Source organism: Parazoarcus sp. PS-13 R2A (genome assembly GCF_057621855.1).
In genome coordinates, this window is sequence record NZ_JBYEXN010000040.1 from 1 (window position 1) to 13,517 (window position 13,517).

Below are 13,517 nucleotides of genomic sequence, written 5' to 3' on the forward strand. Positions count from 1 at the left end.
CCCTTTGATTGCAAACCGATATGGAGCCCTGCCATGAGCCGTAGCCTGCTGATTCGAAACGCCCTCCTCCTTGCCACCATGGACGACCAGCGTCGCGAGATCGGGAATGGCTGGGTGCTGATTCGTGGCAACCGGATCGAGGCGCTGGGCGAAGCCGGGGACGCGCCCGACACCGCGGACGAGATCATCGACGCCAGCGGTTGCGTGGTGACGCCGGGCCTGGTGAACACGCACCATCACATGTACCAGACCCTGACCCGCGCAGTGCCCGGTGCGCAGGATTGCGAGCTGTTCGGCTGGCTCAAGCGCCTGTACCCGATCTGGGCGAGGCTCACCCCGGCGATGATCCGGGTATCGACGCAGACGGCGATGACCGAGCTGATCATGTCCGGGTGCACGACCGCGTCGGACCACCTCTACATCTATCCGAACGGCTGCACGCTGGACGACTCGATCGAGGCTGCCGCGGAGATCGGCATGCGCTTTCATGCCTGCCGGGGTTCGATGAGCGTGGGTGAATCCAAGGGTGGCCTGCCGCCCGACCGCGTGGTGGAGCACGAATCCGCCATCCTGAAGGACTCCCAGCGTCTGATCGAGGCGTGGCACGACCCGGCAGACGGGGCCATGCTCAAGATCGCGCTGGCGCCATGTTCGCCGTTTTCGGTGTCGCAGGATCTGATGCGCGAATCCGCGGTCATGGCCCGCCACTACGGTGTTGGCCTGCACACCCACCTGGCCGAGACGGTTGGCGACGTGGCCTACAGCCGCGAGCGTTTCGGCCGCACCCCGGCTCAGTACGCCGAAGACCTGGGCTGGACCGGCGAAGGCGTGTGGCATGCGCACTGTGTGTGCCTGGACGATCACGGCATCGACCTCTTCGCCCGCACCCGCACCGGGGTGGCGCACTGCCCCTCGTCCAACATGCGTCTGGGCTCCGGCATCGCTCCCATCCGCAAGATGATCGACGCCGGCGTGCCCGTGGGCCTGGGGGTGGATGGCTCGGCCTCGAACGACGCCGGCCACCTGCTGCTGGAAGCACGCATGGCGATGCTGCTGGCCAGGGTGCGCGACACCGGCGACGGCAGCGGCGACCCCGCCGCACTGAGCGCGCGCCAGGCGCTGGAGGTTGCCACCCGCGGCGGTGCTGCCGCCCTCGGACGCCGTGACATCGGCCACCTGGCACCCGGCATGTGTGCCGACCTCGCGGTCTTCGACGTCGGCGGCATCGCCCACGCCGGTGCCCTGCACGACCCGCTTGCCGCCCTGCTCTTTGCCGCGCCTGCCGGCGTCCGGCACAGCATCATCAACGGCCGCCAGGTCGTGCGCGACGGCGAATTGCTGACCCTCGATACTCAGCGCCTGACCGAGATGCACAACCGCATGGCCCGCGTGCTGCTCGAAGGCTAGACGGGTCGACCGACGGCAGGCCGAGATCGATAGCCCCCGCAGGCATATAAACTAAACTTTTTATTCTTTTGAAGTCTTTCCGCAGTGCGGTAATTTAGCGCGATCAGAAATCCGTCGCGCAGAAGAACCGCACCATGCAGGTCCCCGAGACTTACCACGCCCTGATTGTCGGCCTCGTGCTGATCGCCCTGTTTGCCTGCTTCGCACGCGAGTGGCTCAAGCCCGACGTGGCGGTGATGGGCGCGGTGGCCTTGCTGATGGCGATCGGGCTGCTCGACCCCAGGCAGGTGCTCGGCGTGTTCAGCAACAGCGCCCCGATCACGATTGCCTGCCTGTTCATCATCAGCGGCGCACTGAGCAAGACCGGCTGCGTGGACCGCATGGGTGAGTGGATCGGCTCGATGGCGGGAAACAGCGAGCGCCGTCTCCTGCTGGCGATGATCGCGGTGGGGCTGTTCGTATCGCCCTTCATCAACAACACGCCGGTGGTGATGGTGATGATTCCGGCGGTGATCGCAATGGGCAGCCGTTACGGTGTGGCGCCATCCCGCCTGCTGATTCCGCTGTCGTACGCAACGATTCTGGGCGGCATGATCACCATGGTCGGCACCTCGACCAACATCCTGGTCGATGGTGTGGCACGCAGCCACGGGCTCGCACCCTTCCGCATGTTCGAGATCAGCCCGGCGGCAATCATGCTGGCGCTGCTCGGCTGTGCCTTCATGCTGTGGTTTGCCCCGCGCCTGCTGCCGGTTCGCGAAACCCTGACGCAGCAGTTTACCGGCAGCGGCGACCGCCTGTTCATGACCGAACTCTTCGTACCCGAAGGCTCGCGCCTGGCCGGACGTACGCTCAAGGATGCGCGCCTGTCGAACGGCGTGATCAAGGTGCTCAACCTGTTTCGCGGCGACGAAGAGATCTCGTCGCCCTCCCCCGACACCACGCTGATGGTGGGCGACCGCGTCGTGGTTCACAGCCGCAGCAGCGCGATGATGGACCTGCGCAGCAGCACCGACCTGATCGGCCTGCAGGCTCAGGGCGCCGACCCGCACGACCTCGAGACCCTGCGCCGGCGCGGGGTGGTGATGGTGGAGGCGATCGTAGGCCAGACCTCGCGCTATGTGCTGCGCCCGATTCGAGATCTTGACCTGGCCGCACGCTACGGCATTCACCTGATCGCGGTGCATCGCAAGAACGCCTCGATTGCCGACATTGGCGACGACTTCCAGCTGCAGTTCGGCGACGTGCTGCTGGTCGAGGGCACGCCGGCCCAGATCAAGCGCTTCTGCGAGAACGGCGACCTGTTCGCGATTACCGACGGCAAGGCGCCGGTCAACAACCATCGCAAGGCGCCGATCGCGCTCGCCACCATCGTCGGCGTGATGGCGCTTGCCGCCTTCAACGTGATGCCGATCGAAGGCCTGGCCATCATCGGTGCGGTGATCGTGGTAGCCACCGGCTGTCTGCGCGCGGACGAAGCCTACAAGTCGATTGAATGGCCGATTCTGGTGCTGATCTTCGGCATGCTGGCGATGAGCATCGCCATGCGCGACTCCGGACTGGACAAGCTGCTCGCCGGCAGTCTGGTCAATATCGGCGGCGACCTGCCGCCGTGGATGATGCTGTCACTGGTGATCCTGATCACCTCGATCGCGACCGAGTTCATCAGCAACAACGCGGTAGCGGTGCTGTTTACACCCATCGTGATCGGCATCGCGGAGCATATCGGCGTCGATCCGCGGCCCTTCGTGGTGGGCGTGATGTTTGCAGCCAGCGCGAGCTTTGCCACCCCGATCGGCTACCAGACCAACACCCTCGTGTATAACGCCGGCAACTACCGCTTCACCGACTTCGCCCGGCTCGGCGTGCCGCTCAACCTCATCGTGTGGATCAGTGCGACGGTGCTGATTCCGCTCTTCTGGCCGCTGGCACGGGTCTGAGCCCGCGTTCCCCGACACCCTGATCTAAGGCAGCAGGCACCCTTCGTGTGCCCCTGCCTCAGCGCGCCTTGCACTTCCGCCACATCCCGCCACGCGCGGGGGCTGGAGTCGCAGCCGCACGCTGTACCCGCCCCTGCACCGTATCAGAGCTGGTACACATCCGGTTTCAAAGCCGCATTCGCCGCTCGTACGGGCCTCAGGCCGCGTTTGAATGCCATCAGGATACGAATCACGGACCGGCGCCCCCTGAGTCTGTAACAAACCTGTACAGATCACGCCTGTCCGCGCCGCGATTCTCACCCGAATTTTCGCAAAACCTCCATATATCTCAGCCACTTGAAGAGGATGGCACGAGAGCTGCTGATGATGAACCCGAGGTGGGACCTCTTGCCCCGCCCTCAAACGGCTCAGAGGAGGAAATCATGAAACTCAGTCTGCTATCAGGTGCAATCGCACTGGCGTTCGGATTTGCCACGCAGGCCATGGCCAACCCGACCAATACGGTCAATGAAGCAACTGACTCAAACACGCAGACGGCTACGGCGACGTCGACGCAAGGCGGCACCGGCCCACAGGCGAATGAGTACGCGACAGCGAAATGGGACAGCAGCACGTTCACGGACAGCAGCAACAACTCCGATAACAGCAACAACTCGGACAACAGCAATAACTCCGACAACAGTAACAATTCGGACAACAGCACCAATGGCATGGCGATGGCCAAGGACTACGGCAATGCGGCCGCGGTCAATGGCGCGACAGCCTCTTCGGCGATGACCGACTCCTTCAATACGACGAAGGCGATCGCGATGACGAAGCTCGACGGCATGGTCACCAAGATCCAGGTTCATGGCTTGGGCAACCACGCAATGAACATGGGTAGCGTCAATGGCGGCGACGGTGGCAAGGCTTACGGCGGCGACGGCGGCAGCGCGACTGGCGGCAATGCCAGGGGTGCCAACGGTGCCGACGGCGGCAAGGCCTATGGCGGCAATGGCGGTGATGGCGCCTCCGGCGGCAGTGCAACAGCGGGCAACGCCGACTCCGGCTATGTGAAAGGCGGCAGCGGTGGCGACGGCGGCCTGGCGAAGAACGCCACGGGCGGCAACGGTGGCGAAGCCTCGGCAACGACAGGTAACGCACGCGCAAACGACTCCGCGACAGGTGGCAACGCCATGGGCAAGGTCGGTGGCGCGACGGCATCCGGCGGCAAGGCCTATGCCAAGGACAGCGCCTCTTCGGGCAGCGCATCGGGTAGCGGCGGCAACGGCATGGCGTCCGACAAGGGCTATGCAGGCGGCGCAATGGCCAGCAGCAAGGCCGGCGGCAGCGGGGCCGATTCGGGCTCTGCAGACGCAGGAAGCTCCTGGGCCAAGGCTGCTGATGGCACCGCCCGGACACGTGGCGAGGGCAACGACCCGGCTGACGTAGCCAACCGTGCCACCTCGACCAGCGGTTCTGGCGGCACGTCCGGCGCAGCAACCTCGACCGGCGGCACGTCCGGCGCAGCGACCGCAAGCGGCGGTACCAGCACGCAAACCGCGACGGCCACGGCTGGTGCAGGCACGGCGACTGGCGGTGCAGCCACGTCCGGCGGCGCAACGGCCACGGCAGGCGCAGCAACCGCGACGGCGGGTACCAACACCTCGACCGGCGGTGCGGCGAGTTCGAGCGCCACGGCGACCTCGGGTAACAGCTCGGCCAACGGTGGCGCAGGCGGAATGGCCTCCAACACCGGCGGTGCTGGCGGTGACGGCGGTGCAGCCACCAGTGGCAGCGCGAGTGGCGGTGCAGCGACCGGCGGTGCTGGCGGTGCTGGCGGCTCCGGCCAGGGCGGTAGCGGTGGTGCTGGCGGTGCTGGCGGCACGGTGACCGCAGGTGCGGCAACCGGTGGTGCTGGCCAGGGCGGTAACGGCGGCGCTGGTGGTGCTGGCGGTGCGGTGACGGTGGATGCGGGACACTTCAACCTGTCCAACTCCATCAGCGGCAGCTTCACCAACGGTGCTGGCATCATCCTCAATTCCCAGAACACCGGGATTGGTTCGCTGGTGCAGCAGAGTGCCAACGTCCAGGCCAACCTGACCCTCAGGTAAGCCTGAAAACGATGCCGGGTGGCTCGTCCAGCACCCGGCATCCATGCACGATATGCAGCATAGGAGGCTGACCATGAGACCCCATCTGTCCATGATCGCCCTGGGCATTGCACTGGCTGTGACATGCAGCTCGCCTGCCTCGGTGCACGCAGAAGTATTCGTGCCGACCGTCACCGACGAGACGCGCAACGATTCGATCGGTCTTGGAAGCGCCCCCCTTGACGAGAGCGTGCTGGAGAACCAGCGGGGCGGCTCGGATCTGCATCTGAGCGAGATTCGCGCTGTTGGCAACGTCAGCGAGGTGGAATCGCACAACGTCATCACCGGCCACAACATTGTTTCGGACGGTGCGCTTGCAGGCGCATCCGGCATGCCGATGTTCATTCAGAACAGCGGTAATGGTGTGCTGATCCAGAACGCAGTCATCCTCAATGTCGAGGTGAAGTAAAGGAGCATGACGATGAAACGCATCGTGCTCCGTTCAGGCCTTTTGATCGTCGTGGCGATAGTGCAATCACTTGCCGCCACGACGGCCTTCTCCGACCAGCTGAGATTTCACGCTCCGATGGGCGGCCAGCTGACGGTGCCCACCGTCAGCCTGAAGGAAGCACGTTTTCTGTCGACCCTGCGCCAGCAGTACGACTTCAGTTGCGGCTCGGCGGCGGTCGCCACCCTCCTCACCCACCACTATGATCAAACGGTTGGCGAATCCAGAGTGTTCGAGGTCATGTACGAACACGGCAACCAGGAGAAGATCCGGCGTGAGGGGTTTTCGATGCTTGACATGAAGCGCTACCTCGATCATCTCGGCTATCGCGCCGAGGGGGTGGAGGCAACGCTCGATCAGCTGGCGTCGGCCTCCGTGCCCGCCATTGCACTGATACAGGAGAACGGTTACGCACACTTCGTTGTCATCAAGGGCGTGCGCGATGGCAAGGTGCTTCTGGGCGACCCGGCGCTCGGCACGCGCGTGATGAAGCGCCAGGCGTTCGAGAAAATATGGGTCAACAGCATCCTGCTGGTTGTACGTAACCGTGTCGGCATGGCCCGCTTCAACGACGAATCCGACTGGCGCGTGCAGCCAAGCGCGCCGATTGCACGCGGTCTCGACCGCAACATGGCAGACGTGCAGTTGCTTCGTCGCGGCCCCTGGGATTACTGAGGACACCGCGCCATGAAGAATTCAATGAACGGACGCACCTCGGCCCTGATCACGACGGTCGCCACGCTCACTGCCTTGTGCGCAAACCTTGCACAGGCGCTGGGCGAGGAAGAAGAGCTTTCTTCAGTAATGGCCGGCGACGGCGTCACCAGCATCATGGACGTGACGAGCGTTGCCACGCGACAGGGCTTTCATCCGGCAAACTGCAGCAGACACGAAGTTCCGCCGGCAGAGTTGCTGGCACTGGCCGACTGGCCGCTGGACGATACCCCCACCTGCAACCAGGGCCGCGCCGTCGCGCGCGCTGCGCCTGTCGTGGAGGCGACGATCCGCCCCGTCCGGGCAATGGCAGAGGTCGTTGAAGCGAGCATTCTCACCCCGCGTGAGGTGCTCGACCGCTACGGCGACACGCCCTTGCCCCTGGCTGCAGCGACGCCTGAGCAAGGGAAGCTGAACGCACGCGGCGGGCTGGCACGTGGCGATGAGGCTGGCAGAATCGCAGCCGTGCCGGCGCCGACCGCAGCAGGCTTGGCTCCCCCGCCCCCGGCGTCGGTGCCGGTCGCCGTCGCCTCGGTGGTGGAGGACAGGACCGCCGGCGAGCTGCCGGTCGCCATCCCACCGCTGATGAAAGCGGAGAAGGCTGATCGCACCATCCATCGCCCCTCACCCGAGACGCTGGTACTGCGTCGCGCGATCCGGCTTGCGGAGGCGCCGGCCGTTGATGAGAACCGGCTCGACAAGCTGCGTGGCGGCTTCGAGACACCGTCGGGGCTGAGGGTGTCGTTCGGCATCGAGCGCGCGGTGTATGTGAATGGCGTACTCAGCAGCGTGACCAGCGTCAATCTTGCCGATCTGGGCAACATGACCGGACGCGGACTGCCCGAAGGCAGCACACTGGCCGTGATCCAGAATGGTCCGAACAACGCGTTCATCGCCAGCGGCCTGAACAACAACGCGCTGGCCACGGTGATCCAGAACTCGCTCGACAATCAGAACATCCGCGCGGTGACCACGATCAATGCGTCGGTCAATAGCGTGGAGATGCTGCGCAGCGCGCAGATGAACAGCTCGATGCGCGACATGATGGTGCAGTCCCTGCTGCGCTGAAACGCGGCCGTCGCGCACACGGCACAAAGCAAAAAAGACAGGCAGTGCAGGGTGGCACTGCCTGTCCTTTTCTTTGCAGCCTGATCTAGAGCGTGATTGGCATGCGCAGGGTGAGTTGCAGATCGGGGGTGTCGTTGGTGACGCCGACACCGAGCGAGAGATTGACCGTATTGCCGGAGTTCAGGCGGTGGGAGTAGCCCAGCAGCAGGGTGCCGAGTTGCACCCGAACCGAACCCGGCGCGGTGCTGCCATTGATCTTGACCTTGCCCACCGACTGGTGGTCGTAGCCGATGCTGAAGGACGAACGGTCGTTGAGGGCAAGCCCCATGCCGAAGTTGAAGCCGATCACCCCGCCCGGCGCAACGTCGCCAACCAGGATGTCGCCGCCGTCGGTGTTTGCCTTCACGTTGCTGCGCTTGAAGCTGTGCTGATAGCTGATGCCGCCGAAGAACACTGCGGGATCGGAGGGAATCAGCACCGTCAGCCCCGGCGTGAGGGTGTAGAAGCCGGAACCCGTGGGCAGCTCGCTTTGCAGGCCGGTGCCGCGTCCGCCAGGCAGCGTGTAGTTGGTCTTGACCTCGAAGGGGTCCTTGCCGGTGCGCGTCTTGAAGCGCAGCGAGGCGATGTAGTACGGGCTGTCGCCACCGCCATCGTTGAGCTGGTAACGACCGGTCAGTTCGACGTCGCCGATGCCGCTGCCGTCGGCGTCGAACACGCTGTCGACCGCAGTGCCGGACGCAATCTCGCGGCTGATGCTGGTGTCGGAACGATAGACCCAGGGCAGCTTGGCCTCGAGCTCGAAGCGGTTGGTGATCCCGCGCCGGACGGTGAGCGCGGCGGTGAAGGTGTTGCGCTTGACCTCGCGCACGTCGATCAGGCCGATCAGGATGGCAGGAATCACGGTGTAGCCGACCAGCGCGATGCGGTTGCTGGACGAGTAGGCATACTGCAGCGACGGCTCGAGCACCCACTTCCCCGGCGCAGTGAGCACGCCGGGGGTCTCGAAGATCGGCGCGATCTCGCGCGACCGCGTGTCGCGTGACGGGTCGGGGGCCTGACCCACGGGCTGCTGCCCGCCGCGCTGGGCCATGGTCGCCGGGACGTTGGCCTCAGCAGCAGGCACGGTGTCCGGCCCACGCCCGCGAACCTCTTCAAACCCGAGCGATCGGCGCAACTCGGACAGCGCGGCTTCCTGACGGGCGAGATTGGCCTTGAGGGCGTCGATCTCCGCATTCTGCTCGGTGATCTGCTGCTTCATCCGCAGCATGTCTGCGCCCCCTGCCTCCGTATCCGCGGCCGCGCCCAGTCCCGGCAGTGCTAACAGCATGATGCCTGCGAAGCCCTGCCCCAGGGCCAGGGCAATCCGTGTCGGCTTATTCTTCATGGTCTCCTCCCAGCAAAGTCGCGGTGCCCGTCACCGCCATCGGCTACACGATAATTTTCAGTCGATCGATCATCCGGTAGAGCGTGACGCGCGACACCCCGAGCTGTCGGGCGGTCGCGGACACATTGTTCTGGTAGCGCTTGAGACTGGTCTCGATCATTTCGCGCTCGACGGTGTTCCGCACCTCGTCCAGTGTGGGCTCCGGTGCCTCGGCCTCGGCCGCAGTGAGCCCGAGATCTGCAGCGCTGATGAAGCGGTTCTCGCTCATGATCATGGCGTGCTGCACGCGATTGATGAGCTCTCTCACGTTGCCCGGCCAGTCGTAGGCAGCCATCGCGTGAATGGCTTCGGTGCTGAAGCCCCTGACCTGGTGGCTGCGCAGGTCCTGGTTGCGGTCATAGATGACCTGGGCGAGCAGTTCGATGTCGTCCTTGCGCTCACGCAGCGCCGGCACCACCAGGTGCAGGACGTTGAGGCGATAGAACAGGTCCTCGCGAAAACGGCCTTCGGCCACCGCCCGGTCGAGATCGACATGGGTCGCGGCAATCACGCGCACGTTCATCTTCAGGCGCTCGGTGCCGCCGACGCGCACGATGGTTTTTTCCTGCAGGAAGCGCAGCAGGCTGGCCTGGAGGTCGAGCGGGAGGTCGCCGATCTCGTCGAGGAAGAGCACGCCTCCGTTGGCGGCCTCGATGGTGCCGATCTTGCGCTGATGCGCGCCGGTGAAGGCCCCGCGCTCGTAGCCGAACAGTTCGGAGTGAATCAGGGACGCGGGAATCCCGCCGCAGTTCATCGCGACGAAGGGTTTGGAGGCGCGGGCCGAATGCCGATGAATGGCCGAAGCAACCAGCTCCTTTCCGGTGCCGGACTCCCCACCGATCAGGACGGGCGCATCGACAGCGACGATCTTGTCGATCTGCCGGTAGAGCTTGAGCATCTTGGCGCTGCGCCCGGTCATGCCGAAGCGACCTTCATCATCCTCCTGCGGCGTGACCTTTTCGAACAGGCTGGCCTTGCCATGGGCATGGCCGAGCGTCATCCGCAGGCGATCGTGCTCGAGTGGAAGTGAGTGGAAATCGTTGAAATTGCGCCGGAGCAGCTGGGCAAGCACCTCGCTGTCGAGCAGGCTGCGATCGAGAACGGCAATCCACTCGACGTCGTAGCGTGACAACAGCCCCTCAAGCTCGCGCAAGGGCCAGGAGTCCGCCGCGTCGAACGCAACCAGACCGACTGAAAATTCGCCGCCCGTCAATAACTCGCGGGCACACGCCAGGGTTGGCGCAACTTCGAACGACCATCCCGACAACTGCAAACCATCAAGGGCCGCGCTTACCAAACCAGCACGATCCAGCAACAACCCTTTGCGTCGAGCCATAGGCCTCTGCCCCAGATCAGTCAAGTTCTGCGGGAAGACAGTCAAGTGTGCATATCAAGACGCTCGCTGTCACAAATGCGGCATCCCCGCATAGGGCAACGAGTGGAACCCTCCTCTGTCTCCATCCAACACCGGTGTTCAAGGTTTCTTGTGGTCTTTTGTACCGATGTCTGCGTTTACTTATAGCACCCAGATATTGCGCGCATCAACGTGATTATGTCCAACCGTTTGCACTCACGTGAGATCAAAGTAAACGTCTTAAAAACCAATACTTTAATCAAGTAATCAAACCACTAATTCATGGTATTGACAAAATGAAAACATACGTACTTTTTACGTTTTTTTAAAATGTCAAGGGCCCTCTTGCCACACAAGCAAGGTTTTAATGACTCGTCAAAAACAGATTGAAAAAATGTATCTGCCACTTTAAGTAATAGAAAAGCGGATACGGCGTCCGCCATACCCGCTTACTCGTCAGCGTCCCGAGCAGTGTCCGCCCGATGCAGCTTGCCCGCTACCGAGCGCAATCGGTGGCGGTTCGACGCGTATGCCGCCGGTACTCATCGTATCCAGCGCCACAAGCGCGAGCACTGCAAGCCAGAGCACCGCCGTGCCGGCACGAAAGAGTTTCTTGCTGTCCATGTCAGTCTCCTCAGGCAGCGACGCGCTTGCGGATGCGCACACCCAGAATCGACCCCGCAAAGGCCAGCGCAAACCACACCCAGCCATGCACGCTGGCCGAGGCGATGCCGCCGAGATAGGCGCCAACGTTGCAACCGAAGGCCATGCGCGAGCTGTAGCCCATCACCAGCCCCGCCACACAGGCGGCAAGCAGGCGCTTGCCCGAGGGCATGCTGAAACTTGCCGGGCCGTTCCAGCGCGATGCAGCAAGCGCACCGAAGATCAGGCCAAGGTTGGTGACCGAGGTCACGTCGGCCAGCACCGGCTCGGCCAGTCGCGCCGCATGCGGTGCGACACCCCAGAAGGGATCGCCCACCGGGCTCCAGCCGAACACGGAGACCAGCTTTGCACCCCAGATGCCGATGCCGTAGACGATGCCCCAGGGCTGGCCGGCGACCACCATGTGGATGAGGTAGAGCGCGGCAAGCAGCACCGCACCGATCCACCACCGACGCGCCCAGCCACTCGCAGCATTTGCGGACGATGACGCCGGCGCGGCAACAAAGCTCGCCACCGCCGAACGCGCAAGCTGCTGCACCTCGGCCGCCGGATTACCGTGCGCGGGACGACGGGCCGCGCGCCCGGCCAGCGCCGCGACCATGCCGCAGCCGATCACCGTGACCGCGAGCGCAGTCGGCCAGCCGTACTGCAGCAGGTCGATGGCCGGCAGCCCACCGAGCTCAATCCAGCCCGGCTGGTGAGACGCACCGACAAAGCTGCCGATGGCGAAGGTGGGGAGCACGGCAAAGGACAGCGGCGCACCCGCCCCTGCCTTGTACAGCGTGCCGGAACCGCATCCGTCTGCCAGCTGCATGGCTGCGCCGAACAGGAAGGCACCCAGCACCAGGCTGATGGTCAGCGGTGCAACGGCCCCCACCAGCTCGCCCCCGCTACCCGCGATCAGCGGCAGCGTCAGCGCGGCCGCCAGCACCAGCAGCAGCATCTGCGCCCACAGCCCCTGGGGGTTGCGGTGCTCGATGAAATCACGCCACCCGGTGGTGAAACCGAAGCGCGCACCCTGCAGCACGGCGCCAAAGCCGATGCCAAGCAGGGTGAGCAGACCCTGACGGATGCCGGTAGCGAGCGTCACCGCCAGCACACCGCTCAGCCCGATCAGGATCAGTACAAAACGAGTAAACCAGCGCATTGCCCTGTCCGTATCAGTTGCTGAAGCTGCGCTTCACGTCCTGCACCAACGCGGAGATGCGCGAGGGCTGGTTGTCCATCGGCAGTTCAGCCTTGCTCCATTCGACGATCGACTCGGGATAGAGCTTCACCTGCTTGTTGCCGGCGATCTCGGACATCACGAACCAGTTGGTCGCAGCCCAGTGCCCGGTGTTGCAGAAGGACACGGCAGGCGCATCGGCCGCACCGGAACGCTGCACCAGCGCCTTGAGCTCGCTGCCCGACTTCAGCGTGGTGCCGTCCTTGGGGAAGAACTGCGCATTGTCGAAGGACGACGCGCCCGGCAGCGTGCCGTAGCGAGCGGACGCATCGGCACGCGCTTCGCCACCAAAGAATTTCTGCGGACGGGCGTCGACCAGCAGCGGTGCGGAACCCGACTTGATCGCCGCAGCCAGCTCTTCGCGCGTCACGATCTGATCCTGATCATAGCGATAGCTGAACTGGCTGGGGCTGACGGCCGGCGCTGCGGTTTCAAGCGCACCGCCGGCGGCCTTCCAGGCCTTGGTGCCGCCGTCGAGAATGGACAGGCGGGTCAGGCCGCCGACTTTCAGCGTCCAGTACACACGCGCTGCTGCGCCGAAATCGGTGTGATCGGTGCCGCCGTGAACGACCACGACATGGGTGTCGGCGCTCACGCCAGCGCTCTGCAGCAAGGTGCTGAGTGCTGCTTCGGTGGGCAACTGCCCGGGGTTTTCCTTCGGGCCACGGTACTTTCCGTAAGGCGTGTTCACCGCACCGGGGATGTGACCGCTGGCGTAGTCCTTGTCAGCACGGATGTCGAGCACACGCACACCGGGCTGGGCAACCAGGGCCTTGAGCTCGGCGGGCGTCAGCAGCGGCGAAGGCGCCGCAGCCACCCTCGGCGCAGCGACGTTTGCAACGGGGGCAACCGGGTTGGCTGCGGCAGGGGCAGCAACCAGCAGGCCGCCGGTGGCAAGGGCGAGAGAAACAACAAGGGTTTTGAGCATGACGATATCGATCCATGAAAATCAGACGGAAAACGCGCCATGACGCAAGGCGTATAAAGCCTGCGTTTCGTGGCGCGTTTCTGATGCATGGATCTTACGAAAGACGAACGCGCGACTGAAGCACAGTGAGGGCAGCTGTATATAACCAATCGTTCTTTGAAAACCAAAGGGGTCAGAGTCGTTTGAAAGTTTCAAACGACTCTGACCCCGTTGAA

12 protein-coding genes are annotated in these 13,517 nt (G+C 64.1%); 6 read left to right on the forward strand and 6 right to left on the reverse strand.

The window, feature by feature from the left end; translation table 11 throughout:
* The first annotated feature begins 33 nt into the window (after positions 1–33).
* The 6 genes from AC22G6_RS21320 to AC22G6_RS21345 all read left to right on the forward strand — a co-directional run bounded on the left by AC22G6_RS21320 (position 34) and on the right by AC22G6_RS21345 (position 7,709).
* Positions 34–1,407, forward strand: a complete 1,374-nt coding sequence (locus AC22G6_RS21320; RefSeq protein WP_487368442.1) for an 8-oxoguanine deaminase — start codon at positions 34–36, stop codon at positions 1,405–1,407.
* A 134-nt stretch (positions 1,408–1,541) separates the two neighbouring features.
* Entirely contained in the window at positions 1,542–3,347 is a 1,806-nt protein-coding gene (locus AC22G6_RS21325) for an SLC13 family permease (RefSeq protein ID WP_487368443.1), read from the forward strand.
* Positions 3,348–3,769: 422 nt separating this feature from the next.
* Positions 3,770–5,440: a hypothetical protein gene (locus AC22G6_RS21330; RefSeq protein WP_487368444.1), complete on the forward strand. Its 1,671-nt coding sequence runs from the start codon at positions 3,770–3,772 to the stop codon at positions 5,438–5,440.
* A gap of 73 nt (positions 5,441–5,513) precedes the next feature.
* The gene (locus AC22G6_RS21335) at positions 5,514–5,888 is read left to right on the forward strand and encodes a hypothetical protein (protein ID WP_199915247.1); all 375 of its coding nucleotides are present in this window, start codon (positions 5,514–5,516) and stop codon (positions 5,886–5,888) included.
* 12 nt (positions 5,889–5,900) lie between these two features.
* On the forward strand, positions 5,901–6,602 hold the full coding sequence (locus AC22G6_RS21340; RefSeq protein ID WP_487368445.1) for a C39 family peptidase: 702 nt from the start codon (positions 5,901–5,903) through the stop codon (positions 6,600–6,602).
* Between the two features lie 12 nt (positions 6,603–6,614).
* On the forward strand, positions 6,615–7,709 hold the full coding sequence (locus tag AC22G6_RS21345) for a hypothetical protein (protein WP_487368446.1): 1,095 nt from the start codon (positions 6,615–6,617) through the stop codon (positions 7,707–7,709).
* Between the two features lie 85 nt (positions 7,710–7,794).
* Here AC22G6_RS21345 and AC22G6_RS21350 read toward each other — a convergent pair whose 3' ends face one another.
* From AC22G6_RS21350 to AC22G6_RS21375, 6 genes are all read right to left on the reverse strand, one after another.
* Positions 7,795–9,093 (reverse strand): acetate kinase, encoded by a 1,299-nt coding sequence (locus AC22G6_RS21350; RefSeq protein ID WP_108948999.1) that lies wholly within the window; start codon positions 9,091–9,093, stop codon positions 7,795–7,797.
* A 43-nt stretch (positions 9,094–9,136) separates the two neighbouring features.
* On the reverse strand, positions 9,137–10,468 hold the full coding sequence (locus AC22G6_RS21355) for a sigma-54 dependent transcriptional regulator (protein ID WP_108949000.1): 1,332 nt from the start codon (positions 10,466–10,468) through the stop codon (positions 9,137–9,139).
* A gap of 474 nt (positions 10,469–10,942) precedes the next feature.
* Positions 10,943–11,110, reverse strand: coding sequence for a hypothetical protein (locus AC22G6_RS21360; RefSeq protein WP_487368447.1), 168 nt, complete (start codon positions 11,108–11,110; stop codon positions 10,943–10,945).
* 10 nt (positions 11,111–11,120) lie between these two features.
* The gene (locus AC22G6_RS21365) at positions 11,121–12,296 is read right to left on the reverse strand and encodes a YeeE/YedE family protein (protein ID WP_487368448.1); all 1,176 of its coding nucleotides are present in this window, start codon (positions 12,294–12,296) and stop codon (positions 11,121–11,123) included.
* Between the two features lie 13 nt (positions 12,297–12,309).
* Positions 12,310–13,302, reverse strand: a complete 993-nt coding sequence (locus AC22G6_RS21370; RefSeq protein WP_487368449.1) for a sulfurtransferase — start codon at positions 13,300–13,302, stop codon at positions 12,310–12,312.
* A gap of 21 nt (positions 13,303–13,323) precedes the next feature.
* The coding region (locus AC22G6_RS21375; RefSeq protein WP_487368450.1) for a hypothetical protein at positions 13,324–13,517 on the reverse strand (194 nt) is incomplete at its 5' end.